The organism is Limnobaculum allomyrinae (genome assembly GCF_016649425.1).
In the GTDB taxonomy this organism is placed as follows: Bacteria; Pseudomonadota; Gammaproteobacteria; order Enterobacterales; family Enterobacteriaceae; genus Limnobaculum; species Limnobaculum allomyrinae.
This window is the reverse complement of sequence record NZ_JADRCR010000020.1, coordinates 1-23,557: the sequence shown is the minus strand read 5'-3', so window position 1 is coordinate 23,557 and position 23,557 is coordinate 1. Positions and strand designations below refer to the sequence as shown.

Below are 23,557 nucleotides of genomic sequence, written 5' to 3'. Positions count from 1 at the left end.
ACCTCCAACAGTAAAAGCTCCGTCAACACTAGAAGTTCCCACCATCGTAATGTACCCCACGCTACCCGTGATATTTCGAATTGCGTCGCTTTGTGAACTGAGCAGTGCCCTTCCACTATCAACGCCGCGCCCGTCATCCCACACCCGTAAAAACTCCCCTCGTGCTTCCGGCAGGGATAAGCTGGGGAAAGCCAAGGCTAGCTTTGGATAGGTTGCTGCTGAGAATGTTGCTCCATTGAATTTCAGAAATACCATATCTGACCACTCATTCATCACAATATTCGGCATTGTGGAAGACGGCCAGAAAAAAGGAACTCCAATTGCTGGAGCACTAATATATTGAGACAAATATTTGCCAAATAAAATTTGTATAGCTTCCAATACTTGCCCGTCATCATTAGGGGTAATCTCCAGCCCAGAACCCGTCACAACATTGCACAATTCTCTCTGTATAGTATTAAAAAATGCAGCAGGTAATATCGTTGGAGGAACGCCCCCCGCAACATTTCCATCAGTAAATTCACCATTTGTATCCGCTCTGGTATTGGGGATATTTCCAATTTTTTGCATAGAAAAACCTCGCTAATAAAAGCGTTAAATTATTTTTAAATTTAGATGGTTAGCTTACGTAACCGAAGAGAACTATTGTATGCGAGGGACAAATAGCAGTTAATCGACACTCGAGTTGTTTATTGCCCCACGCCCGAAGTGGATCACCGCAATATGTAAGTCCTGATTGTGCATAATTTATAGTCGTTTCTGGAGCATTAACTAACCATGCGAATGGCCAGTCCTCGCCATTAATAGCATCACCACAAACAGACATTCCGGCCACCGCCTGACGAAATAACGTGATCGTGATTGTGTAGCCCATCGATACCGCAACTTGGATAAAATAATCTTTCGAAAGCCCACCAACATCGGTCAATCTTGATACAACATTTCTCTGCCGCTGGGCAATACTATCAATCTCACCTATTGAGCAAAGATCAGGTAAGCCTAACGTATTTTCCCATTCAGTTAATAATGTTGTTGCTGTGCCGGGGAATGCTCCTATCAGAAGGTTAATGGCATCTTCATCTGTTTGTTGATAAGACTTCGCCAGTGCCCTTAGAACAGCTGATTGAACACCATCATTTCGACGAGACCAAACCAACCCGGTAGGCATAAGCGCCTGCAATGCACCGGTATAATCTGATACAGAATATCGGCTCATATATATGTTACCGTCCCACGCACTGGGAGTTCGCCCATTGCCATTTGAATATTATTTGACGGCTGTTCCAATATAAATCCAGCAGATCCAGGAACAGCGCTAATTGATATCAACAACGATGACCAAAGAATTTTTCCACCGGGCTTTCCTTCGACAAAAAATACTTCATCTATAGCATCATTAATCCCGGTAACTGTTTCACTACTGGCATTAGGTATGCCACTAATAATAAAGTTTATTTTCTTCTCTATTGGTGAGCAAACATAAATCAGTGCGGTATTTGTTTCTAATGGGTAGATATAATCAGCAACACGCAATTGATCTCCTGTTGCTTTAACGGCCCCCCAATCTTCTAATTGAGATATTCCGTCCGTGCCTATGGGAAATCCCCCATTCCCATTTCCATCACACATGATGTAAATACCCACTGTCCCGCCGCCAGCAAGCCTGCGAACAACCCACGCACGCGTTACGCCAGAGACAGACAGCGCCCATGATTTATAATCCGTGTCATTACCACCCTGGGGGGTATTTTGATAGGCTAACAACATCCTGGTTCGAAATGAGCTATCCGTTTCAATATTCGAACCACCAGAAATGGCATCATTAGCTGTAGCCAGAGATTGCACACCACTAATTGCAACATCAAGTGTCAATATGGTTCCTGCGTCAGCATTTCCAATTTCTCCACCACCAGTGCTGTCTTCCGCTGGGTTAGGAAGTATGGCTGTAATAGAACCTATTGCAGCACCATCGCTTGATAACGTTAGCTCATTATCTAACCGATACTGGTATCCGTCATCGCGATTTAAAATAGTCCCGCCGGGGATATAAGCGCCAGCAATTCCACTAAACGCCACACTCTGGCACATTGCCGCAGTAGCTGGTTTCCTATAAACACTTTTAAGGGCGGCCCATCCAGCAAGGTATTCATCTGTTGAAAAATATGGCGTTGACTGTAGAGCTATATAGTCAAGGTAACCGTAATGAAGATGCGCCATGCCAGCATCAACATCGCTAATCACCCCCATATTTGAAAATCGTAATAAACTTCCATCAGTTTGGAGTTCTGACTGGATATAAGATCGGTTGCGCTGGCGCAACTCTGTTAATGTAGGTCTGTTAAATGGCATTCGTTACATCTCCCCAAACCCATGAGTATTTTACGGATTGTTTCTTTTTACTTGGTTGCTGATAGCTGATAGTGAGAATGAGCGTGGCGGGATGAATAATTTGTGCTGACACATCAATAAAACTGGCGACACCATCTTTTATTAACCATTCCAATGCTTCTTTAGCATAATCTTCAGCCTTTATTGCCACCTTCGTAGTCAGTTTCTGACGACGCAATAGCCAGAGCCTGGAACCTATTAAATACTCAGACTCATAATCACCCCACCAACCCCGCCGATCAAAATCCTCGATCATGTCATCATCCCGAGCCTGCCGATCAGTAAACAAACTTATTAGAATGGAGGTTTCCAGATCGTGACCAGTAAGCAAGTCTCCACCAGATAATTTAGATTTTAACCAATCCCCTATAGATTCATCCACTTGCCAGACAGTTGTGATATCACTCATTGAACAACCTTACCAGTTGTCTCACTGGTTCTCGTTGAATCACCACCCTGAACATTTTTAACATCATGATCATGAGAGTTATATGCATCACGCAGATCTTTTAGTGTTTTAGAATTACTGGAACTGTTATCAATAATATTCCCGGTAACCTTCAAAACAGGGGTATCCATCTCAACGCCTTCGGTAGCATTGATAGTTACAGTAGTGGCATTATTTACAGTAACTGGCTTATTTTTGGCTTCTATCTCTATTCCATCCTCAGTGAGTTTCACAAACATGCCCCACTGGTTATAAATAACTGTTTCACCCGGTTGCAATCCGGTATGCCGAAATGACTGATTATTAGAGGCTATAATGGCTGTGCTGGAGCGGTCGCCACCCAATGATACAATCACAACATCAGAGCCAGGAGGTAATCCAGAAGAAAAACCAAATTCACAAAACCTTGGCGTATTACCTTTTACTTCCAATGGGGTCTGATATTGAACTGACTGCACTCCTCCGGCATCTGATGATGTAGTTAATTTTCCAATACCAATCATCATTTTTATTTGGCGATAAAGTCGGTCAATTCTCCCCTGAAAATCATTCATTAATTTGACTCCATCAGACCATTGTAAAATTCATAAGGCTGGACAGTAAAAGCTGCTGGAGGCATTAAAACCATTCGTGACGTGGTTCCATTTTCATCTTTTAAATAGGTAACCTCAGCAAGCAACCAAAGCTCATCATTAAGTCCAAACGTTGGAATGGTTATTGGGATCAATGTATTTGGCTCCCATAATTTACCGTCCGAATCTCTCCAGCTATCAACCGTAACCTGCAGAACTTTCGAACGCCCGTAGCGCCGGTTCATTTCCCAATCAATACAGTCTTGAGCCCTGTCGTTAACATTAAGCGTACTTTCAACAATGATGATTCTGTTTCTGTATCTCATTGAAGCCACTTCAGGATCTTGGGCTGATGCCTTTGTTATAGAGCTATAACCAGCATCAGAGGTAGACTCCATAACGGGAGTTAATGACATTGATACTCCGATGTAATCAGAAAACCTTTCATCTATTCCGGAATCGTATATTGCGTTTTCTATATTGATACCCTGAGCTACTCCACTGGCGGCCTTTCGATCACCAACTCTGGTTAAATACAAATTACCGTCAGGAAGGTCATAATATAAAAGTGCAGCCCAGCGGGTAATGCGATCGATAACTTCTTGAGATGATTCTCCCCAATTCAATGTAAATTGAGGAACAATACCCATATCGGCTATATCACTCGTAACATCGATGCCATAAGGCTTTGCCAACTTTTGGCAAATTTGGAGCGCGGTAGACTGGCTAATTACGTTATTTTCCCATTCTGCGGAACAATCAACTAAATCCTGGCACTTACTCCTACCAGTCGCATTAACCTCGTGGCGGGACTTATCTATCATTGAACTCCATCTATCGATATATCCAGTTATCACTGGATCCTCACCTAATAAAACCGTGCAAGGATCCCCTGGGTTAACTAGTTGACTATCATCAGAACTGGAATAACGATCCATTAGTGATAAATCAAAGTCGCTCGGTAAGCATTCAATATTTCGAGTCACCCTGACGCGATCCCACCCAGATATCAATTTTCCATTTATCTGTAATACTAAATCATCACTCATGAGCTTAGTGCCTTAAATGCCGGTGGCATAAATGCTGGATGAACTGGATTGACCATTTTTACCAACCCATCGCTACGGGAAGTATCCTGATATAATCGATTTGCGATAGTTAAAGATGGTAGTGACCGATTAAAATTAACCTGTTCCATTTTTGCTAAATTAGCACCAGCCTGTTGAAGTATGGCCACTATGGATTGCCTCATTTCAATGAGTAATGCATATTCCGCATCATTACCTCTATCAGCAGAGCTTAAAGCTACCCTGTCAATTGCGTCACATACCCGGGTCAGAAGCTCATTAGCATCATCATAACCAGTTGGTTGATATTGTGAGGCAGCATATGCCATAGCGCCTGCAGCCAATACATTCATCATATGATCAGCGGCACTTGAAACAACCTCATCTGCTGGATTGTTATAAAACACATCACTATTGCTCTGACTTGCCAGGTCTTCCATGATTCTGATTTGATCTGCTGGCCCCACAGCGTCAGATAACATGGAATTGATTAGCTCACCGGCTGCATTGCCATAATCATCAATAGAATCAGATGAAATAAAGTTTTCACCGGCAATATTCACTGCCTCGCGACTTTCTGTTGATATTGCAATCCTCTGTGAAATTAATGCGGGTAAGTCTTCAGTATCCGGTTCTGGCTGTATTTTTCCTGTTCCACTGACAGTGCTTCCACCAACCTTACCGTAGTTATATCGCTCATACTTTGAACTACCGAAAGTAGACCGGAAAGTATTTCCAAGATTGGTTGCCTCGTTAATTGTGTTATCAACCATTCTTACCCAAAAGTTTGCAGTATTTTTCAATGTCTTAATTAGTTGATTAACCGCTCTAATTTCACTCTTCACTACTGCAATAAATGTTGCTACCACCTGAGAAACAAGAGCAAACCATGATTTCCTAACTGTTGAAACAGCAGTGGATGCATCAGTGATAGCAAAAACACGAAGACCTGACTCAATAAAAGTTAAAGTGAACTCAAATACACGCCCAGCCTCACCCTCAGTAATACGTAACCCATTATCAGGGATGCTAACCTCGATCTCTCCCAGTGTTGGATGTACCAGCGTTCCCGGCCCCTTTTCTTCACAGGCCGCTACTAATGAATCTCGTTGGGTTATAACGTCATGTGATAAATAGAGTTGGCTACTTTGGACAATAAAACCCCTAATAGTGATTCTACGAGTAGACCGGCCTAAATCTTCAACCCAAACCGTATCCCGAAACGGATATTCATGAACAGCCTGCCGACGTCCAAAAACACTTTCTCCGGACTGAACAGCAAACGGCACCCCACGAAAACTTGCTGGATGTAAATGTTCACTCCATATCCATGTATCACCGCTTTTACCAAGCAAAGTTGAAACCGCGCTACCGATAATTGACATGCAGACTCCAGAACGCAAAAAACCCGCCGAAGCGGGTTTGTATATATTTATGATTAATACTTATTTCAATTCATAAGGTATAACAGAAAAACCTGAATCTTTTTCATTCTTTATAATCTGGAAAGCACCATTATGAGGAGTATCAGTAATAACCAGATTTTCATTAATAATCCTAAAGTTTGACATTTCCAACTGTCGCTGGCTCATTAGCAATGATGATATGTTTTCGTATCCAAAACACAATACTTCATCTTTCGCATAAAAAGACTCAACATTATTTGGACACTTTCTAACCTCTTCCATTTTATTTTTAAACAAGAAGAAAATACTTATACCAGCAATAAGCATCAAAACTGCGAGAACTCGCATAAATGTTCTTAACTTTGACGGCTTCTTTTTAAATGAAAAAATAATAGATATTAAAAACAGAAGTATTAATACCAGAAATATTTGCCAAACAGTCATTTATCACGTCTCCCACTATCTTTAAGGATATTTTTTCACATTCTATCATCTGCTGACGTAGATATCACTATTCATTATTTTTTCATAATCAATTGATATTGCAGTCTATTCTTGATTCTTAATAATTATTCTCAATTACTATTTGATTTCTTTTCTAATCTTTCTATTCGCTTTACTAAATCCGAGTAATCAAGATCGCTCATTTCTGGACGCTTAATACTGAGCCCTTGGTCAGCCAATTCAACCGCAGCCTCTATTGCCGCCACAATTTCAGTATTAATGGAGCGCTTATTTCTTTCCGCCAAAGTAACCAACTTGTCTTTTAACTCTGAAGGAATTCTTACATTAAATTGGGGATCTCTTCTACTCATAGCTTATGGTCAATACTGTTTAAAAGTGATATTGACATGGTAGTAATTTACTATTACGCTGTCAATCGTAGTAGCACATTACTACTACAAACAGCGAGGCCCCACCTACTTGCAATAGCTGGAGCCTCTAATTTGTCCGCCCCTACCAAGGAAACAGACATGTCTACTTTAGCAAAAGAAGCCGTTCATTGCACCACTGTCACTGTGCCATTCCATGGTTCTAAACTGTTTATCATTAATCATGTTGGTGAACCATATACTCCTATGAAACCTATTGTTGAAGGCATGGGGCTAGATTGGTCTAGCCAATTTACTAAGCTAAAAAAACGCTTTAGTAAAGGAATTGCGGAAATCACAATACCCTCAGAAGGAGGGGAACAAACAATGGTTTGTCTTGCTTTGCGTAAGCTAGCTGGTTGGTTGAATACTATTAGTCCAAATAAAGTTAACCCTAATATTAAAGAAAATGTCATACGCTATCAGGAAGAATGTGATGATGTTTTATATGAATATTGGACTAAAGGCGAAGTACAGCGAAAACTGACTAGGTCTCGCAAATCTACAGCAACACAGTTAACTCCACTGCGTCAGACGGCAGAACGTCTAATCACTACTGGATTAGGTAAAATTTATCCAGATATCTGGAGACTCGTTCACCAACATTTCGATGTAGACCATATTCATCAACTAACACCCCAGCAAGTCACTGAGGCTGTTGAATACCTTAATGTCCTTGAAGGAGAATATCTTGGTAAACGGCAATCAATGACAACTTCAGTGTTAGACATTGAGCTCCCTATAACATGGTGGAATCAACACGAATATATTCTTAATACTAATGGATATAATGATTTTTCTCACATCAATCCATGTCGATTTCCAATAAAAATGCTATTTGGTGATTGTGCGCCTTCAGCAATAAGCAGTCTGCTTATAACCTTAACTCAGGCTGGATATGATGTCAGCGCAGCTCGCCTTGAATACCTCGCCCATCGCCATTATGCTGAAATTATGTACTATGCAATTGAAAAAATTAGCCGTGACAGCTCTTCTATATTAAATAAAGGAACGGGATTTAGAATCAGTCCTAACTATAAAATATAATAAGTTAAATGGAAATCGGGCCGCTAATAACGGCCCTTTGCACTAATTTGACTCTGAGTTATGAGTATTGCATGGAGGTGGAGACCCTTCCGCCACGTTTACCTGTGACAGTTTTTCTTTCTCCATTTTTTTCATCAATAAGAATCACTTCCACCTGCATTTTGTTATCACCCATAGCCTTAGCAATAGCATCAACAATACCGTTAACACCATCTTTAGCTGGAGTTGGCGCCAAAATAGAAGGTTGATATTGGTTAATGCTAACATTCTCATTTCTGCTTTCTTCTAATGACTGAGAAAACCCCTCCCTTTGGCGCTGCAAATTAGCTGGATTTCGTCTTCCTTTCCAACGATCATCATTAATAGCAGTTTTGACACCATTAGATATTTGTTCAGGGCTATACGGCTGAACTCCATTCTCATGTTTAATGATAGCAGGAATGATTTTCTCCAATGTTTTTGGATCATGAAAGTTGATTGGCTGTGATGGGTCCATACCTGTCATCTTTGAAACTGCATTAATATATGCTTTTGTATTATTGTTATCATTAGGTGGGGCATATGTTCTAATTACGTCACTAATAGTATTTTTACCTCGATCTCCATATAACGACAGTTGACGAGTTAAAGCAGCAATACCATCTGAACCAGACCTGAATTTTGCAAATTTCCCTGTGCGACCAAAACTATACCCCGCATTATTGGGAGCTTCACGTAAATTCCCAGGATTATTGTTTCTTAAACCTAAAACATCTTTTGTCTTTTCAGAATAAGGGATATTTTCATATCCACGAACAATCGGGGTAGAAGCTAATCCAATGTCATTCTGAAGACGTTCAGCCGCATTTTGTGGTGCCTTCCATTTATCATGTTTCTGCCGCAAATTATCTGTCATGATGCCGGAATTAACTGCTATTTGCTCATCCCATGATAATTCATTAAATATTTTCTTATCATCACGCATTTCCCGCAATTTCTTAGCGTCATCACCCCGGCTAAAACCAAGAGCATGCCCGATACCAACACTATCACCATGCTCAAGAAGATCAGAAATACCAGCAATACCGTCCCTTACAGAACCATCAGATAATATGGCCTCAAAAATTTTATTAGCTGTTTTTTGCTTTAGCCCATCCCAGGCAGCACTTACTTCTGCGAGTTTACGATCAACCTCTGTTAGCTGATTATTCAACTCGGGATCCATAGTTAAGCCAAAACTATCTGATTTAGCCAGTAACTCCTTTAACCTTGCACCTTCCCTCAACAAAGCTAGCGCATTATCATCTAATCCCATGGCATCAGCCAAAGTTTTCTGTATATTAGAACTCAGTTTAGGAAATACTTTTGCTGCATTCTCAAAAGTTTTTAACGCATCCGTTGTTCCATCATCTTTAACTGCTATTTCAATACCATGCTTATTCATGAGCGCTAACATTGCGTCATTTCGCCCCCACCTAGGATCATTAAATAATTTATATAATCCTTCCACGGATTTCTGAGCAGATTCACTATCAGCCCCTACAATTTGCATCGCTCCAGCCAGTCGAGACAGTCCATCAACCGACATCCCAGCATTTTTTGCGGCAACATCCAAACTATAAGCATTCTCAGCAGCGTCTTTTAAGCCTGTAGCCACTTGAACCATCCCATATCCAACAGCCGCAATTCCCCCTGCCTTTAATCCAATACTTCCAAATTTACTACCAATTTCCCCAACCATTTTAAGTGGTGGTACAAGATCACCAATAAACTGGACTCCCTGCCTGGCAAGTTTTCCCATATCCTCCAATTTGCCATTTACTTCATCAAGTCCATCAATGGAATCCTGTCCACCTAACTTTAATTGTTCTCGCGTATTTTCCAGCTTAGGCATCAGGTTTTTAACAGCTTCATCTATTCGCTGGATGGTTTCTGATACTTGATCATTCGCCGCAATCTCAAAATCAAATGAATTAGCCATCTATTTCCCCGCCTTAACCTTATTTATCCGTTCAGCTTGTTTACGCCACCACATTAGACGACTATATGTAAGGGCCTCAGCATCAGCTGGGCCCCAACTAAAGAAATATGTTATATCGGCTAAATCCTCTAACCACTCTCCCCCTCTGGGGAGTACATTAAAAAACCCATTAAATAGTTCTCACATTCCTTATAGTCCGTAAATGCCATTCGCTTAATAGCTTCTCGGGGAATATTGGAAACCAGTGAAATCAGTAACCCCATAGCACTCAATGAACCATTTTTGGTCTGATCATCGTAAAATTGCTGGACCTGCAATAAAATCGGTTCACTAAGCTCAACGAATTCATAAGTGGTTTTTGTTGTATCCCACGTAATTGGTTTAACCAAATTAATGGTTTTTGAGCGTTCTAATTCAGTCATAATAATCAAAGCTCCGTTACCGTGCCGCCTTCCCAGCGAATATCTGATGTAGCTTCAGTGCTGTCTACTTCCTGCGTATTAACAGACCACATCCCACTGCCCATAATCGTTTTTCCATTCGCCAATTCACAAACCACCGTAACGTTGGTCTGATCGTTGAAATCGCTGATAGAAGTACCTCCACTATCGCGGATCTGACAGGATATGTATGGTGCGTTATAAGTTTCTTTATACCCATGCACACCATCCATACCCGTCAGCGTTTCCCGATTAAAAACAGACGGGCTGTATTTAAACTGACCGGCAACCATGATAGTTAGTCCGTCAACAGTAACGTATGCCGTTCCGGCCAGACGATTAGTTGTATCACCCATTGAATAATCCTTATGCCGCCGTAGCGTTCAGCCTGAATTGATTGAGTACCGCAAAGATACGCAACTGGTTAATCAGAATGCCATCCCACAGCACATCAACTCTGTTTGGATTGCTCGCGTTTTTCTCAACAATCAGGCCTTTTGCAAACTCTTTTGATTCCTGAACATAACCGTTGTATTCCAGAGTTTGGTACCGAGCGATCAATTCAGCCTTAATAACTTTTGGAGTGACAATAGCCGAGCCTGGAGCAAATCGAGTTCCATCAGCAGCTAATTTCATCCGGGCAAACTTTGAGGTAATCAATGTTCGTAAATCACGAGTAACAAACATCAGTAAATACAGCGTTTCAACCTGTAAGTAACTATCATCTGCAGAGCCGTATTTATTTTTCTGATATGTAGTAATGATGTTCTCAATCTGAACAGTATCATCGTCAGCAATTGTTACTGTTGAGATACCACTATGCAGAAGATTATTACGCTCAGTTAAAGTAAATCGGCTGGATAATGGCGGAGCCAGTACACCAGAAACGCTTAATGTTTGTAGTGGACGACCCGGATCGTTTCTCAGACTTTGAGCTATCGCCCCAACATATGCTGCTGACCAAATATAAGCAGGGGACGGAGAATCATTAATACCCAGCATTGATGCATGCTGATCATTACGCCCCTCTCCAGCGGCTGTTAACTGCCCATAGGTTCCAGCTAATGCTGAGAAGCTATGTCCATATAATTGTTGGCTGTAGCTCCAGCGCCCTACGTTGTCAGAAAGAAATTCTTTGATTTCATTTAATGAGGACGTATCTGTATATGGGTTAACGATGAAATCAAACGTCCGATCCTGTAAATTGGCCAGAGCATCCCCTAACTCTGGCGCTCCGGCACCATTAGCCATAGGAGTAAGAGTTAATACTAAGCCTTCTGGCGTGGCTTCTCCTCCAGCGGTCCCTAAATAATTCAGACGAATATCAATACCATTACCATGAGCACCTTTATTTTTAGCTGTCAGAGTAATTTCAGCTGTAGATGCCACTGCGGTAACAGGGAGCTCAGATTTTTGACTAATAGCTGTTACCAGTGCCGTTGCAATTGCCTCTACACTATCAGTAGCAACAACAGATACTTGAACACGGATACCCGCTATATATAGCGAAATAACCCCGGTTGCACTGGCTGGATTGGTCACTACAATTTTCCCTGTAGCAGCAACCATTGATGCACCATCACTCAGGGGTAATATATAGATTTCACCGGCAGTATCATTAGCCAAGTATGCCGCTGCCTGTCCGTGAAGCATTGAACCCGAGCCACATAATCCAGCAACTTCATTAGCTGATGATATAAGAACAGGAAATCCACTACTCAGGACTGAGGTTGAAAGCATCTGACCAATAAGTAATGTTCTCTGAGATTCAGTAGCCGTATTGGCCATCGAGTTATCGAACTCTGCGAAAAAAAGCGGAGTCCGCAAGTTTCCAGGAATATTTTGAAAAGGGATCATTATTTACCTTTCTCCGCTTTAACCTCGTTAGAGGTAGTGACAGATTTAACTTTCTGAACATCTCCATCTTTCAAACGACGGCGCCAAAAAGTATTTTCTGGAACCTCTTCACCAGATTCAGGCAAAAAGGTTCCCTTTACCGGGTCGCGTACTACGCGCCCAGACACAGGTTTTACAAACATAGAGTTACTCCGGTAGGTCTACTGAAACCAACGGTTCTGGTGTTCCATCAGGCATTTTAATTACAACATCAACACCGGTTAACGGATTTGATTCGATAGGATAGAAGTCTTCAGGACCTTGATAATATTCAATATCAATCTCCATTAGCAGTTGCGCTATATGTCCCTCGCCGGCTGCATTAACATCAATTGTTGACCGTACTTGTGAAAACTGTTGGATTTGTCGCGTCAGGTCATAACTATTAATTACAGCCCGTTCGACTTGATCCCGTAATTGCTCCAATGCAATCTCAGCCTTTACAGCGCCGTTGTCTTCTTGTTCCTCATCCAACTCCTGAAGACGACCGGTAAAACGAACAGTCGTAACTGTATTAAATTGAGGGGCATTGCGACCAAGTGAGTTTTTTACATCAATCGGAGTCTGTACCAAAATAACTGGATACATATCTTCAGATGTAGGCCAATCTCGCGGAGAATAAACGCGAGATCCGGCATCGGTATTCCCAACTAATGCTGAAATAATCTCAGCATTTGTGAAACTGTCTGCTTTCGCTCAACATCACAATATCGGCCGGGATCGTTAGCCCATGACCTCCAGTGTGCTTCAATAACTCGCCCATACTCATCAGCCCATGTAGCATCAAATGACGTGTTATTTGTCATTAATGCCAGCGCCCGATAATCGGGTTTAATAATGGGGCGAAAATTAGCCCCCATAGCATTATCAGTAATGCGGGTAATACTGCCGCTGGCCCAGCCATCATTGCGCGCCAGATCTCGTATGCGGGAAACTATGCGGTCACGATAAATATTAATTTCGTTATCTGGTGACAATAATGTTGGTTGCCAGTTAGCTAACTGATCGCTTACAGAATCAGCTGCATCATATGGCACCCGGCTGCCGCCAGTCAGCATTGACATTTTAGGGCGTGATGGCGGTAATGGTTTCCCATTTGGCCCGAGAATTTTAATATCACTCATCAGAATTTAAACCTTATAGGTCTGCGTCTACCAACCCCTAATGCAGATTGCAACATCTGTATTAGTGCCATCAAATCAGCAATAGATGCTTGCTGGTACGTTACAGACCTTGTTACATCGCCCTGAGAATACGAAAACGAAACCCCTCTATTCCCAGTGGAAAGTTCAATATATGCCTGCTGAGCCTTCTCTAATGCCGCCAACAATTGCTCACGCGTCATCCCACTGAACATTCCAGTGTTAATTATTTTTGACATAGGATTCCTTAATTAGGGCAAGAGTTGAGAAACTCGTTTAGTTTTAACTTTTTCCGGTTCTTGAATAATCACGCCTGGAAGACGGAGGTTAATCTTTTCCTGATGCTCTTCTTGTGCAGGTAGCAGACGTGACGGATTGTCCTGAATACTACTAACCAATGCGTTTAGTTTTAATCCTAAATGCAACAATCCACATAGTGCTGCATAGCCATATACCCGGCAATCCAAGGCCTCATTAGCCCGTCCCGGTAATTGTTCCCATACACGAAAGCGTTGACCGCCAGATACTTTTAATACTGAACGTTCAGCCAATAGCTGACCAAAATAATTTAAATCCCGGTCTGAAGGGAAATGCATGTAACTTGCCGAAGGTTCACCAGCGACAGGCGGATCAATATGCAATCGACCACGAACAGTATCCTTTGCAGCATTAACACCAATAATAATTGGCTTAAAAGTTGATTTACTGCGTGATGTTGGTTTCTTTGTTGGCCATACTGGGGATCTGGCTCCGCCTCTTGCTGACTCACCTTTAATTGCCCATATTCGGCGCCCTAATCTCTCTTTAGCAAACTCATAAACTTTCTGAGTATGATGCCCACCAGAGTCCATACAGGCAGCCATGATAGTGAAACCTCGTCCATCAGCCCGACGCCAGATTTGCTTAAGATACATATCTAACCGTTTCCATGGCTCATCCGTTTCAAGGTCACCCTCGATCGTATCGTAGGCTATAGACCAGCTCTCTTCGTTCTTACCCCACCCAACCACTTCAATCTCAAACCGATCATCCTGGGTATCAATACCGGCAGTAACCACCGCCACGCCATCAGGTACTTCAGCCGAATAGACTTCACATCGTTCAGCAAGTCGCTTCTCACTCAGGGCTTTTTCACCACGATCCTCGTAAGGCTCACCCAGCACTAAGTTGATAAACGTTTGTCGCATTAATGGGTCGTCTTTTACCCGAAGCCATTCAGCCACCAGATACTTCCAGGCAGCATTAGGAAACAGGCTATAACCGGCCCAAATATGGAACCCGGCATGGCCATTAAACGGTTTCGTTGCTCGCCACTCACCGGCTTTAATCATTCCTGCCTTTTCATTATGATGAATTACACACCCATTATGCCGACAGACATAATATGCAGTGTCAGCAATACCGTTGCCATTTTCATCCTTATCCCATTTGATGCCATATGGCGTATCTGGTCCGCCCCATTCCAAAACCTGGTATTCATCACAGTGGGGACATGGCACGTAATACTTGCGCTGATCACTCTCGTCATAGGATTTTTCGATCCGGCTCGTTCCCTTTACTGTTGGTGTTGAGCCCAAAACGATTTTACGATTCCAGAATGTTTCGGAACGTTTTGTACCCAGGGCAATCTGATCACCTTCAGCACCGGCCCCGCCAAATGGATAACCATCAACTTCATCAAACAGAATTATTCGGCACGTAATACGACGAAACCCACCAGGACTATTAGCGCCCACCAATGCTAAATTAGCCCCATTGGAGAACGTCTTTTTCAAAATTGTCTGCTTGCTATCCTTTGCTTTCGGGTCACCACTAATTTTTGCCAGCACAGGTGTATCACGAAGCATGGGGGATATTTCTGTTTTACTGTAATCCTCCGCGTCTTCTACCCGTGGCTGAACAACCAATATTGGTGAGGGGTCATGAGACAGATAATAACCAATGGCATGATCGAGTATTTTCGTATACCCAACCCTGGCGGATTTCATCATCGATACTTGGGTTACGCTGGGGTCAGTTATGGCATCCATGATCCCATCTTGATAAGCAAAGGATCTAAAACGACCAGTCTGGGCACTTGTTTCTTTTGATAATACGGCAAATTTATTAGCCCACTCACTAAGTGAAAGTGGTTCAGGTGGTCGGATATTAGAACGGCTTTGAATTAAAGCCTGAGTAAAATTATTCCAGGCTGCTGCATTCGCCGTCTTTCCGCTCATTGGTAATTGCATCAAGACTTAACTCCTCCATAGCCTCGTAAACCACCTCCTGCAAAGCCTGCACAAATTCGGCATCGGTAGTGGTAGAGGCCAGCCCCTTCAATCGGGGGCCATGTTCAGGAGCGATCGCGATCAATCGAGTACGCATGCGGGAATACTCTTGCCCCACAGCATCAATCATTTCTTTATATGGCAATAATTTGCCTGACTTCTCGTCATATTCCAGTTGCGTCAATAGTGCTAAGAAATTCTCTTTCATTGTTCGCGCTTCATCGAGCGACATCGTCACACCGTTCTCAGCAATAATACGTTCAACTATTTTAGTAACAGACTCATTTGGTTTGTTACCAACACTGTTACCTTTAGTGGTGTTACCTGAGTTGTTACCTGATTTCTTTTTATCTTCACGGATAACGGTTTTTCGGTAGCGATCAATATTGGCATTAGATGCCTCAATATTAATTTCATCACCATCTAAAACCAGCCATCCACGGGCTTTCCATGTAGTCACGGTCTTTCTACTGACGCCATGCAATTTTGCAAATTCAGATTGATTCATTGTTACCTGTTACCCAAATTTCAAAAGTTTATAGCTAGCCACAAAACGCGGCGCGCAATTCCCGTGAAATATCAAACACTTAGGAAGGACCCATAAAAATAATGATACCCAAGTCTTTATTTGCATGATGAAAGAAACTAACTTACAGTTATTCTCACTCGGTCATATCCGCATGGTCGAACCCATCCAATAAAAGGTGGTGTCAGTTTAAATTCTCCAGTTCTTCGATGCCCTATATCTACATTTTTATCTGGCTTATTTTCTGAGTTACATAAAGATATTGCCCCTTCATCAACCTGAACTGATTTTGTTTCTGTTCCATCCACCAGTTGAAACCACTCGCCAATCTCTCTTCCAATTGTCGTGATTGTCACAGCACAGAGATAAAAGTTATCTGCCAGTTTGCGAACTGTCCGGACATTCGATTTGGTCATCGTGCCACTGCCAGACCAGAACACATCAAGCAATGAACTAATAGTCGTTTCATCATAGGCAATGCTTGATTGGATGATTTCTATCGGTATGTAGTACTCAGCCATTCCAGCTGATGGGATAGTTATTGCCCTCTGACTCAGGTTGTAATTGTTACCCGTGGGTGTGAGGTTCCACGTATACCGATAAGTATCAGCATCACCATACGTTTTGGAGCCAGCTACAACGGTCTGGTTACCAACGCTACTGATTGCAAAAGGAGTTCCGCCAGTAAATATGTTTGTCGCCTGCGGTTCAGGCTCATGCCTGCCAAGAGGTAGCCGCGTTACCGGGTCGTATTCAACTGGGTATTTATCAATTCCTGCGTAATGTAAGAATCCATCAGTTCCGATATATGCATGCTGGCTGTCGCAGTGGTACCGCAAACGAAGATCAAGCGGTTCAGTTGTCATGTCAATTGGTGACAGGTCAGGTTTGACATCATCATTCTCTCGCCCAAAACCAAAAACGCCCGGTACAGTCATTCCTATTGCCTCTGTCTTCCCAAAAGCTGGAATATTTGGCGCATTCAACATACTAACCTCTATTTAGCCGTTCTAAATGCTTCTGCTAGCGCTTTTTCTAATTCGCCAGGCATTAATTCAGCAGCCATTTTATTGGCTCTATTCATATAATTCAGGATTGGCTTCACGGGGAGAGCATCACCAAATTGAATCAATAACTTCGGCGCTGGCGATTTAAGTCGGGGTTGTCGATTTCCATTTTGTGACCTAACGCGGCGTTTCTTTCCCTTTTTACCTTTTTTAGCCTTCGTCCTTTGCCATATACCATTAACGCCGTCAACATCACCAACAAATACATCTGGTTTTGATTTCAATTGCTGTGACTTATTACGAGCTAAATTTCCATATTTGTTTAGCTTTATGTTCTTTGGGTTTAATAAAGCTTGGCTATTTAACTTATGTATACCACCAACTTCAAAAGGCTTAAGATAATCAGCAGCTATATCCATCACAAATACTTTAGCGACCAAATTATTCTTTGTTGCTCCTCTTGATTTAACGGAGCTAATAGTAAATGGTGTTGGATTATCCAAATTCTGTTTTAATGCATTTTTCTGGGCCCGCTCAATTTGTCTTACGGTTGAGGTCAGCGCCTGAGATGTAGCAAACTTAATTTGTTTTTTTAATGACTGTAACTGAGCAGATAAATCTTTTAGTTCAGCCATAACATCCCCATCTTTTAGATATAAAAAAACCAACACTTGGCTGGTTAAATTTAATATTTGCGCGATGTATCGAAATATTTAATCCGTCATTTGCTCAACGAATAAAACTATATAATCATTACAGCGCCTCTTATGACGCACTAATAGTAAAGCTAAAGAGCCCTGCGCCTGTCCCGTAGGGCTCTTATTTAGCTTCTGGGTCGTAAGGCAATTTACCGAGTTGGTACGGATTGCCGCGAAAGAACTCCACCCTCTTTTTGAAATAATCTTTAAGATGCGCAGGGATCTGGCGTTCTATCTCAATATAGTTAAATGGAATGCCATACCGCTCTTTATAAGCTATCCCAGATGCATGTAGATCAACATCGACCTTTTCGCGGTCTTCTTTTGGTAAATCAGCTAAATTATGGCTCATCGCTATGTCTCCAATATGTTAGAGACAATATACCTGAAAAAACTATCATTAACTCTACTGCATGATTAAAACCATATTATTTCCAACTCCGCATTAACAAGCGTTATTCAGACATAAAAAAACCAGCCGAAACTGGTTTTAACTAATATTGAAAGTATTAATCAACAGTTGACACGCTGTCACTTGAAATATCGACCCTTGAAACAAATGCGTGAATCTTACCTGTGATTCCATTTTCTTCAAAAAATCCCTTCAATTTTTCACAATGACTTAAAGCAAGTTTATTGCTTACAGCTTCAGCTGTTTTCACATTAAAAGTGCCATTACTATTATACTCAACACCCTTTTTTTCTTGAAGAATATAAGTGTTATTAGGTAAATCTCTATGCGATAGAGATTTTTTACTAAATTTATGCTCTTCTAAATATTTATAAATATCACTGTGCTTTTGATTAGCATCAAAGGTTAGCACAATAACAAAATCAACATCTCTTTCCATTTTCACACTCTCCATATAACGTTAATGTTCAAGTAATATATGGAGATTAAATAACCAACTTCAAGTTAACAAATTTATTATTTTTTCTTTTCTATATCCCGCCGCCACTTAATAATGAAATCAATTCGACTGGAGCAAATCTTTAGCTCTCTTTTTAATGCCAGGGCATATACGCCAGCATCCCCCCATGTATACCCGTTAAATTCGGGTATCTCACATGACACCATCAATGATTCTGGTGGTTCTAAGTAAATAATCTCAGGGGGATGATAGTCAGCCGCGCAAGAGGTCAGCAACACCAGCAGGAACGGGAGTGTTAGCACACGGGTCATTCGCTGTAACCTGCTTATACCGTTCAAATGCTTCATTAGCTTCTCTCCGTAGACGCTGTTCATTCAATAACTGACTGGAAGTAACCGCCCTATTCACTCCATCAATAAAGTATTGGACATCTATCAAGAAAGCCGCTGAATTCAGCTTGTTAGTCAGTGATTCATTTGCCATGGTTAGCTCTTTAACCTTATGCATCCGGTTATAGCTATAAAATCCAAGCATAAAAAAAGCCGCTATTGCGACTGATATGACAACTGCCCGAATATTCATAATAAATTAAACGCTCTCTCGAACACTTCATCAGGATAAGGCTGTGAGCCGTTTTCATGTTGTACGATTGCCTTTGCTAACCCAATAGCAATGTTCTTATCACTTACCCTGACAGAATCCATCGGTGATACACCCAGTGCTTTAGCAACCGTATTAACATAAGCACTGGTATTATTTTCAGTAGCAGGAGCCCAACGATTGATAAGACCAGATACGCTATTTAATTTGTATTTCCGCTGATAAGTACCAAGCAGAGACATTAACGCACGAATACCATACTCCGGCGATTCGAACCGGCAAAACCGTCTTTCAATTACGGGGTCATATGGCAATTGCCCTTTCCATTTATTGGCTGGGTTATAATCAATATTCCCAGGGTTATTATTTCGGATGCCACGAGATACTTTATTCATTATTCTGGCCTTCTTGAGTTGAACCGCTCAACTTACGCAGTCTTGCTAATGCAAATTCACGCAATGCCCTGGCGCCAACTACGCCAATAAATGCAAAGACGAATAGCTCAATCTTTAATTCTGATGTTTCGGTTAATACTCCTGACATGCCGGGAATCAGTTCTATAGTGCGTATAAGTACCGGCGACAAGATCGGGGTGGATGTGACTGCCACTAATCCGGTCAGTAGCCCATCAATTAAGCTGGCCTTGAATTTACCGCCATAGAACATTGCGCGCCCCATAGCCACAATGAACGCAATAATGCCGCCATTGATCCAACTGGAGTTCGCTGAATACCATGCAGCTAATGCAGCAATGATGTCCCTGTGATTATTTGGCATACACATATCACCCCCTGATGGAGTGTCCATTGTTTAGTTGATAGAGATTAGCCCACAGCCGTTAGTCACTATGTGCAGTGTGTGTGTGGAGTGGTTGACGTTTGGCTGTGGGCTAAATACGAAAAAGCCCCGCGCAATGGCGAGGCAATATAAATAATTAAGAACTAAGCTATGTGACAGCTCTTAGCACATTACAATATTTTTTGCGTACGCGTTATCTTTTTTGTATTCTATTTTTATTCTTTATCATTTTGCGAATAAATGGTTTTCGTTAATTTTTATCATGCTGATAAATAAGGTTCCTAATGTCTAGATTGGATGCTTTAACTCGCCTTGTTACCCATCATAAAATAACTATTGATACAACACTTCGGAGTCAGTCGATTTCAGAGGAAGACAAGAATTGTTGTGCATTACCAATACCTACAATGACTAAGCTTGCTGAGTATTTTCCTGCGCAAATTGGACATATAGCAAAATATAAAAAGGGAGTTTTAACCCTTACCTTGCAGGATGTTAGTTTTATTTATCATAAAAATGAAAATGCACCATCTCATTTATGCTTATTAATAAATGCTATAGATAAGAATGGTTCAGTTACTGTTATTCGGAATACAAGAAATAAAAACCGAAAAGAAGTTTCGCCCAAACATCACGATGGAGAAGGTTATGAAGAGTCATCGCATATTCTAATTACACTTGATGGTAAGAGCCGCTCCCATGACGCACTAATAGGAACTATACCTGGAGTTTCATCAAGCATAATGAAAATGTATCTTAATAGAATACTTTTCGAAATTGCAAGAAAAAATGAAGCTGATTTTGAATGTAAAACTAATACAAACATATTAAGCCCAACAACAGGCAAACCAATAAAAGTACTTTATAAACCGATTTTTGATATTTCTGGAAAACTAGATCACGAGCTTTTTGATAAAATTAATAAAGAGGGGCTCTCTGATGTTGTTCTGGTCAGAAATGAACATAAAATTATAAAAGTCCCAGACGTTCATAACCAAATAATCCCTATCGAAAGCACGTTAAAAATCTTACCTAATACAGATGGTCAAGGTGTTGTAGAATGGATAAAAAATGTCTGTCGGCACTTTAAAGAAGAACAAGGATATGAATTTATAAAAATTAAATTTAAGGAAGACGCCAAGTCTATGAGGCAAGTTTCGCTAAGAACTGACGATATAAGGCTTGATGCCCTTGAAAAAACATTCATAAAAAAACAATCATATCTGGTTTTTCTTCGCGACTTAAAGACTCTTATGATATAATTGAACAAGAAATTGTTGATAAACTTTTAGATATAAAGTGAGGGTAAATTGAATATATTCCATCATCTTTTTAGGCCCTTCGGTTATTTATCAATTAAAGGTGTCAATGGGAAAGTAATCTATGATTGGTTTATCCCTTTAGCTTTAACGGTTATATCATTGGCATTTTTTTTAATAATTAAATTTCCATTCTCTGATCTATATAAAGATGGTGGATTAATTAAATTACTTTCATCTTTCATTTCAAATTTACCTGGGTTTTATATTGCAGCCTTAGCAGCCATTGCAACTTTTAACAGAAAACAAATAGATTACCCATTAATAAATGATAATGGTAATCCTTATATCTACGTCAAAGGCGTGAAGGAGAATGGTAGACCATATTATTCAAAAGAAGATCTAACTAGAAGATTATTCTTATGTATGCTGTTCTCGTTTCTTACCGCACTCAGCATTCTGATAATTGTTACGAATGCTTTTTTAAGTCCTGTCATTATGTCTGTAAACAATAATATTGGTTTTTTCCTTTATGCATCAATATTTCTTTTCTTTACTTGGCAATTGCTTGTATCTACTTTCTTTGGTTTATATTATTTAGGTGATAGAATCCATATGAATAAATAAAGCCCAGCGTTAGCTAGGCTTTTTTTTAAAGAATATCCATATCCAAATTCACATTTAGCACGCATAGCAACCCATCAACAAACCCTAATGCTAGCTGCATTTCTTTTCTTACTGTGCCATCAGAGCATTTTCGTTTTCTTGCTATGGCTCTTAATGATATTCCTAAAATAAAGTGAGCGACAATAAGTTCATATTCTTTTGGTTTAATTTTTTTCAATTTAGCAACACAACTATCTATAATAATACCATCATCATCTGAGCACTGTTGTCGTGACTTATTGTTATTAGGGATTAGTCCCTTAAATCCTGCTGCAATTGGACTCCATTTAACTCCGATGGGGTCATTAGCCGACCAAGCACCCCATGCATTCAAAGTGTTATAAATATCTCTCATCAACGAACTCCACACAGTTATTTTTCCAGAATTGCACCAATTGCCAAGGCCCGATCGATAAACCGAAAGAACAGCTCAACCTGGCTACCGTGATCTCTTTCCCACTCACCAACATCAGCGTGTAATGCATCATGACAACGCCTGCACAGCGGTATCACGAATAGATCATGCGCTTTAGTTCCCATCCCTCCTTGTCCATGACCGATAATATGATGTGGGTCGTCAGCACCAGCCCCACATCCTGAACATGCCTGAGTTTTTACCCACTTTGTGTACTTCTCACACTCCCAACGCTTTAGTTTTGGCCTGAGCATGCTCGCATAGCTCAGGGCACCAATCGGGGTGGAATTAATATCAGCAATGAGTTCCATATTAGTTTTCATCATGCTGCCACCCTCCCCAGCCGCCCCGCTTCCCTTCGGATTTGTTCCAGAAATGCTTCGCCGGTGTCTATCAGTTGATCACGGGTCACATAACTGAACCGCTCCCCCTTCCACGTTTTATCAAAAACAACTATCGCACCTGCGAAGAATGCGCCTGTTGGTTTTTGCTTGTCATTGGCAGGGATAAACCACAATGGAGCATCAAACCCGATGCGCCCACGAATGAAGACAATGTGATCGGCATCTTCTGGCCACCATGCTTCAGAGGTTGCAGCCTTGATTAAAAATACATACCGTCCGCCCTTCTCACGCATCACCATTGCGTGATCCATGATATGAGTCATACCGGTTATATATTCCCCGTCATGCTGCTGTGGTCGGCTATAGGGTGGATTAGCAAATGCGGCGCCGCGTAACTCTTTCAGACGTTCAGACCAGTCCTGAGTTAGCGCGTTATCTTCTGCTGTGTAATACGCTGGGCATTTGCTGTTTTCAGCATCAGTAAACAGATCCAGCACCAGCGGACCAAACATACTGTTGATACCCCAGAATATGGGATCTGGTGTGCGCCACTGATCGCCAATATCTTTTAAGTAATGGGCAGACTCTCCGATCAGTGCTGATAACTCTATACAATATGGGCTGGCGATATTTTCAATTACTTCTGTCTCAGTACTTACCATTTCCACTGACTCCACTTCATAACAAGACGATAATTCACACGCTTTAACTATCCGATCCCCTATCCAGTGCATGACAGTCACCGCCATACTGTTGCCTAACGCCTTATAGCGTTTACCATCAACAGCTCGGTACCGTGCTTCTTCGTCGGGGATGTTGGGGAAAAATAGACGCATGAATGCCAGTTCATCAGCTTCAATACGT

General features: G+C 41.3%; 31 protein-coding genes and 2 pseudogenes. 3 read left to right on the top strand and 30 right to left on the bottom strand.

Annotation, left to right across the window (positions count from 1 at the left end; all coding sequences use genetic code 11):
* The 9 genes and pseudogenes from I2494_RS20305 to I2494_RS20265 form a co-directional block, all read right to left on the bottom strand.
* Nucleotides 1-570, bottom strand: a pseudogene (locus I2494_RS20305) (hypothetical protein); the annotation flags it as partial.
* 49 nt (nt 571-619) lie between these two features.
* On the bottom strand, nt 620-1,216 hold the full coding sequence (locus I2494_RS20300; protein WP_218468760.1) for a YmfQ family protein: 597 nt from the start codon (nt 1,214-1,216) through the stop codon (nt 620-622).
* Complete coding sequence (locus I2494_RS20295; protein ID WP_218468761.1) at nt 1,213-2,349, bottom strand: baseplate J/gp47 family protein; 1,137 nt, start codon at nt 2,347-2,349, stop codon at nt 1,213-1,215. Before I2494_RS20295 ends, I2494_RS20300 begins: the two co-directional genes overlap by 4 nt.
* A complete protein-coding gene (locus I2494_RS20290; RefSeq protein WP_218468762.1) occupies nt 2,339-2,797 on the bottom strand; it encodes a phage GP46 family protein in 459 nt (152 codons plus the stop codon). Before I2494_RS20290 ends, I2494_RS20295 begins: the two co-directional genes overlap by 11 nt.
* The gene (locus I2494_RS20285) at nt 2,794-3,390 is read right to left on the bottom strand and encodes a phage baseplate assembly protein domain-containing protein (RefSeq protein ID WP_218468763.1); all 597 of its coding nucleotides are present in this window, start codon (nt 3,388-3,390) and stop codon (nt 2,794-2,796) included. The genes I2494_RS20290 and I2494_RS20285 overlap by 4 nt, the downstream gene beginning before the upstream one ends.
* Complete coding sequence (locus tag I2494_RS20280) at nt 3,390-4,457, bottom strand: phage baseplate assembly protein (protein WP_218468764.1); 1,068 nt, start codon at nt 4,455-4,457, stop codon at nt 3,390-3,392. The genes I2494_RS20285 and I2494_RS20280 overlap by 1 nt, the downstream gene beginning before the upstream one ends.
* Nucleotides 4,454-5,860: a DNA circularization protein gene (locus tag I2494_RS20275; protein ID WP_218468765.1), complete on the bottom strand. Its 1,407-nt coding sequence runs from the start codon at nt 5,858-5,860 to the stop codon at nt 4,454-4,456. The genes I2494_RS20280 and I2494_RS20275 overlap by 4 nt, the downstream gene beginning before the upstream one ends.
* Before the next feature lie 60 nt (nt 5,861-5,920).
* Complete coding sequence (locus I2494_RS20270; protein ID WP_218468766.1) at nt 5,921-6,325, bottom strand: hypothetical protein; 405 nt, start codon at nt 6,323-6,325, stop codon at nt 5,921-5,923.
* A 131-nt stretch (nt 6,326-6,456) separates the two neighbouring features.
* Entirely contained in the window at nt 6,457-6,696 is a 240-nt protein-coding gene (locus I2494_RS20265; RefSeq protein ID WP_218468767.1) for an Arc family DNA-binding protein, read from the bottom strand.
* A gap of 159 nt (nt 6,697-6,855) precedes the next feature.
* On the opposite strand from I2494_RS20265, the gene I2494_RS20260 reads away from it, so the two are divergent.
* Entirely contained in the window at nt 6,856-7,800 is a 945-nt protein-coding gene (locus I2494_RS20260; RefSeq protein WP_228351050.1) for a phage antirepressor N-terminal domain-containing protein, read from the top strand.
* Nucleotides 7,801-7,858: 58 nt separating this feature from the next.
* On the opposite strand, the gene I2494_RS20255 is transcribed toward I2494_RS20260, so the two are convergent.
* From I2494_RS20255 to I2494_RS20175, 18 genes are all read right to left on the bottom strand, one after another.
* The gene (locus tag I2494_RS20255; RefSeq protein WP_228351049.1) at nt 7,859-9,760 is read right to left on the bottom strand and encodes a hypothetical protein; all 1,902 of its coding nucleotides are present in this window, start codon (nt 9,758-9,760) and stop codon (nt 7,859-7,861) included.
* A 128-nt stretch (nt 9,761-9,888) separates the two neighbouring features.
* Nucleotides 9,889-10,182: a phage tail assembly protein gene (locus I2494_RS20250; protein ID WP_228351048.1), complete on the bottom strand. Its 294-nt coding sequence runs from the start codon at nt 10,180-10,182 to the stop codon at nt 9,889-9,891.
* Nucleotides 10,183-10,187: 5 nt separating this feature from the next.
* Nucleotides 10,188-10,556 (bottom strand): phage tail tube protein, encoded by a 369-nt coding sequence (locus I2494_RS20245; protein WP_228351047.1) that lies wholly within the window; start codon nt 10,554-10,556, stop codon nt 10,188-10,190.
* A 10-nt stretch (nt 10,557-10,566) separates the two neighbouring features.
* Nucleotides 10,567-12,060, bottom strand: coding sequence for a phage tail sheath subtilisin-like domain-containing protein (locus I2494_RS20240; RefSeq protein WP_228351051.1), 1,494 nt, complete (start codon nt 12,058-12,060; stop codon nt 10,567-10,569).
* Entirely contained in the window at nt 12,057-12,239 is a 183-nt protein-coding gene (locus tag I2494_RS20235) for a DUF2635 domain-containing protein (protein WP_228351046.1), read from the bottom strand. The genes I2494_RS20240 and I2494_RS20235 overlap by 4 nt, the downstream gene beginning before the upstream one ends.
* 4 nt (nt 12,240-12,243) lie before the next feature.
* The gene (locus I2494_RS20230) at nt 12,244-12,684 is read right to left on the bottom strand and encodes an ATP-binding protein (RefSeq protein WP_228351045.1); all 441 of its coding nucleotides are present in this window, start codon (nt 12,682-12,684) and stop codon (nt 12,244-12,246) included.
* Between the two features lie 62 nt (nt 12,685-12,746).
* Nucleotides 12,747-13,220: a phage portal protein gene (locus I2494_RS20225; protein WP_407657936.1), complete on the bottom strand. Its 474-nt coding sequence runs from the start codon at nt 13,218-13,220 to the stop codon at nt 12,747-12,749.
* Entirely contained in the window at nt 13,220-13,441 is a 222-nt protein-coding gene (gene gpW, locus I2494_RS20220) for a gpW family head-tail joining protein (RefSeq protein ID WP_322091292.1), read from the bottom strand. Before gpW ends, I2494_RS20225 begins: the two co-directional genes overlap by 1 nt.
* A 48-nt stretch (nt 13,442-13,489) precedes the next feature.
* Complete coding sequence (locus I2494_RS20215) at nt 13,490-15,469, bottom strand: phage terminase large subunit family protein (RefSeq protein ID WP_228351043.1); 1,980 nt, start codon at nt 15,467-15,469, stop codon at nt 13,490-13,492.
* Nucleotides 15,420-16,016 (bottom strand): RNA polymerase subunit sigma-70, encoded by a 597-nt coding sequence (locus tag I2494_RS20210; RefSeq protein ID WP_228351042.1) that lies wholly within the window; start codon nt 16,014-16,016, stop codon nt 15,420-15,422. Before I2494_RS20210 ends, I2494_RS20215 begins: the two co-directional genes overlap by 50 nt.
* A gap of 137 nt (nt 16,017-16,153) precedes the next feature.
* Nucleotides 16,154-17,023, bottom strand: coding sequence for a hypothetical protein (locus tag I2494_RS20205; protein WP_228351041.1), 870 nt, complete (start codon nt 17,021-17,023; stop codon nt 16,154-16,156).
* 8 nt (nt 17,024-17,031) lie between these two features.
* The gene (locus I2494_RS20200; RefSeq protein WP_218468770.1) at nt 17,032-17,676 is read right to left on the bottom strand and encodes a hypothetical protein; all 645 of its coding nucleotides are present in this window, start codon (nt 17,674-17,676) and stop codon (nt 17,032-17,034) included.
* Between the two features lie 184 nt (nt 17,677-17,860).
* A complete protein-coding gene (locus I2494_RS20195; RefSeq protein ID WP_218468771.1) occupies nt 17,861-18,091 on the bottom strand; it encodes a DNA polymerase III subunit theta in 231 nt (76 codons plus the stop codon).
* A 157-nt stretch (nt 18,092-18,248) separates the two neighbouring features.
* A complete protein-coding gene (locus tag I2494_RS20190; protein ID WP_218468772.1) occupies nt 18,249-18,590 on the bottom strand; it encodes a hypothetical protein in 342 nt (113 codons plus the stop codon).
* Between the two features lie 77 nt (nt 18,591-18,667).
* On the bottom strand, nt 18,668-18,922 hold the full coding sequence (lysC, locus tag I2494_RS20800) for an Rz1-like lysis system protein LysC (protein ID WP_456085664.1): 255 nt from the start codon (nt 18,920-18,922) through the stop codon (nt 18,668-18,670).
* Nucleotides 18,864-19,145: a hypothetical protein gene (locus I2494_RS20185; RefSeq protein WP_218468773.1), complete on the bottom strand. Its 282-nt coding sequence runs from the start codon at nt 19,143-19,145 to the stop codon at nt 18,864-18,866. The genes lysC and I2494_RS20185 overlap by 59 nt, the downstream gene beginning before the upstream one ends.
* 44 nt (nt 19,146-19,189) lie before the next feature.
* Nucleotides 19,190-19,606, bottom strand: coding sequence for a structural protein (locus I2494_RS20180; RefSeq protein WP_218468774.1), 417 nt, complete (start codon nt 19,604-19,606; stop codon nt 19,190-19,192).
* Complete coding sequence (locus I2494_RS20175; protein WP_218468775.1) at nt 19,599-19,988, bottom strand: phage holin family protein; 390 nt, start codon at nt 19,986-19,988, stop codon at nt 19,599-19,601. The genes I2494_RS20180 and I2494_RS20175 overlap by 8 nt, the downstream gene beginning before the upstream one ends.
* A 305-nt stretch (nt 19,989-20,293) precedes the next feature.
* On the opposite strand from I2494_RS20175, the gene I2494_RS20170 reads away from it, so the two are divergent.
* Both I2494_RS20170 and I2494_RS20165 read left to right on the top strand, forming a co-directional pair.
* Nucleotides 20,294-21,271, top strand: a complete 978-nt coding sequence (locus I2494_RS20170) for a hypothetical protein (RefSeq protein WP_228351040.1) — start codon at nt 20,294-20,296, stop codon at nt 21,269-21,271.
* A 48-nt stretch (nt 21,272-21,319) separates the two neighbouring features.
* Complete coding sequence (locus tag I2494_RS20165) at nt 21,320-21,895, top strand: hypothetical protein (RefSeq protein WP_218468776.1); 576 nt, start codon at nt 21,320-21,322, stop codon at nt 21,893-21,895.
* 25 nt (nt 21,896-21,920) lie between these two features.
* On the opposite strand, the gene I2494_RS20160 is transcribed toward I2494_RS20165, so the two are convergent.
* The 3 genes and pseudogenes from I2494_RS20160 to I2494_RS20150 form a co-directional block, all read right to left on the bottom strand.
* Nucleotides 21,921-22,289 carry an antiterminator Q family protein gene (locus tag I2494_RS20160; protein ID WP_218468777.1) on the bottom strand — a complete coding sequence of 123 codons (369 nt, stop codon included), beginning with the start codon at nt 22,287-22,289 and terminating at the stop codon, nt 21,921-21,923.
* 17 nt (nt 22,290-22,306) lie between these two features.
* Nucleotides 22,307-22,603, bottom strand: a pseudogene (locus I2494_RS20155) (DUF968 domain-containing protein); the annotation flags it as partial.
* 68 nt (nt 22,604-22,671) lie between these two features.
* Nucleotides 22,672-23,322 carry a phage N-6-adenine-methyltransferase gene (locus I2494_RS20150; RefSeq protein WP_321206131.1) on the bottom strand — a complete coding sequence of 217 codons (651 nt, stop codon included), beginning with the start codon at nt 23,320-23,322 and terminating at the stop codon, nt 22,672-22,674.
* Nucleotides 23,323-23,557: the final 235 nt, after the last annotated feature.

Coding starts and splice junctions, on each gene's coding strand:
- I2494_RS20300 (WP_218468760.1), bottom strand. CDS start 1,216: ATGAGCCGATATTCTGTATCAGATTATACCGGTGCATTGCAGGCGCTT.
- I2494_RS20295 (WP_218468761.1), bottom strand. CDS start 2,349: ATGCCATTTAACAGACCTACATTAACAGAGTTGCGCCAGCGCAACCGA.
- I2494_RS20290 (WP_218468762.1), bottom strand. CDS start 2,797: ATGAGTGATATCACAACTGTCTGGCAAGTGGATGAATCTATAGGGGAT.
- I2494_RS20285 (WP_218468763.1), bottom strand. CDS start 3,390: ATGAATGATTTTCAGGGGAGAATTGACCGACTTTATCGCCAAATAAAA.
- I2494_RS20280 (WP_218468764.1), bottom strand. CDS start 4,457: ATGAGTGATGATTTAGTATTACAGATAAATGGAAAATTGATATCTGGG.
- I2494_RS20275 (WP_218468765.1), bottom strand. CDS start 5,860: ATGTCAATTATCGGTAGCGCGGTTTCAACTTTGCTTGGTAAAAGCGGT.
- I2494_RS20270 (WP_218468766.1), bottom strand. CDS start 6,325: ATGACTGTTTGGCAAATATTTCTGGTATTAATACTTCTGTTTTTAATA.
- I2494_RS20265 (WP_218468767.1), bottom strand. CDS start 6,696: ATGAGTAGAAGAGATCCCCAATTTAATGTAAGAATTCCTTCAGAGTTA.
- I2494_RS20260 (WP_228351050.1), top strand. CDS start 6,856: ATGTCTACTTTAGCAAAAGAAGCCGTTCATTGCACCACTGTCACTGTG.
- I2494_RS20255 (WP_228351049.1), bottom strand. CDS start 9,760: ATGGCTAATTCATTTGATTTTGAGATTGCGGCGAATGATCAAGTATCA.
- I2494_RS20250 (WP_228351048.1), bottom strand. CDS start 10,182: ATGACTGAATTAGAACGCTCAAAAACCATTAATTTGGTTAAACCAATT.
- I2494_RS20245 (WP_228351047.1), bottom strand. CDS start 10,556: ATGGGTGATACAACTAATCGTCTGGCCGGAACGGCATACGTTACTGTT.
- I2494_RS20235 (WP_228351046.1), bottom strand. CDS start 12,239: ATGTTTGTAAAACCTGTGTCTGGGCGCGTAGTACGCGACCCGGTAAAG.
- I2494_RS20230 (WP_228351045.1), bottom strand. CDS start 12,684: ATGTATCCAGTTATTTTGGTACAGACTCCGATTGATGTAAAAAACTCA.
- I2494_RS20225 (WP_407657936.1), bottom strand. CDS start 13,220: ATGAGTGATATTAAAATTCTCGGGCCAAATGGGAAACCATTACCGCCA.
- gpW (WP_322091292.1), bottom strand. CDS start 13,441: ATGACGCGTGAGCAATTGTTGGCGGCATTAGAGAAGGCTCAGCAGGCA.
- I2494_RS20215 (WP_228351043.1), bottom strand. CDS start 15,469: ATGCAATTACCAATGAGCGGAAAGACGGCGAATGCAGCAGCCTGGAAT.
- I2494_RS20210 (WP_228351042.1), bottom strand. CDS start 16,016: ATGAATCAATCTGAATTTGCAAAATTGCATGGCGTCAGTAGAAAGACC.
- I2494_RS20205 (WP_228351041.1), bottom strand. CDS start 17,023: ATGTTGAATGCGCCAAATATTCCAGCTTTTGGGAAGACAGAGGCAATA.
- I2494_RS20200 (WP_218468770.1), bottom strand. CDS start 17,676: ATGGCTGAACTAAAAGATTTATCTGCTCAGTTACAGTCATTAAAAAAA.
- I2494_RS20195 (WP_218468771.1), bottom strand. CDS start 18,091: ATGAGCCATAATTTAGCTGATTTACCAAAAGAAGACCGCGAAAAGGTC.
- I2494_RS20190 (WP_218468772.1), bottom strand. CDS start 18,590: ATGGAAAGAGATGTTGATTTTGTTATTGTGCTAACCTTTGATGCTAAT.
- lysC (WP_456085664.1), bottom strand. CDS start 18,922: ATGACCCGTGTGCTAACACTCCCGTTCCTGCTGGTGTTGCTGACCTCT.
- I2494_RS20185 (WP_218468773.1), bottom strand. CDS start 19,145: ATGCTTGGATTTTATAGCTATAACCGGATGCATAAGGTTAAAGAGCTA.
- I2494_RS20180 (WP_218468774.1), bottom strand. CDS start 19,606: ATGAATAAAGTATCTCGTGGCATCCGAAATAATAACCCTGGGAATATT.
- I2494_RS20175 (WP_218468775.1), bottom strand. CDS start 19,988: ATGCCAAATAATCACAGGGACATCATTGCTGCATTAGCTGCATGGTAT.
- I2494_RS20170 (WP_228351040.1), top strand. CDS start 20,294: ATGTCTAGATTGGATGCTTTAACTCGCCTTGTTACCCATCATAAAATA.
- I2494_RS20160 (WP_218468777.1), bottom strand. CDS start 22,289: ATGAGAGATATTTATAACACTTTGAATGCATGGGGTGCTTGGTCGGCT.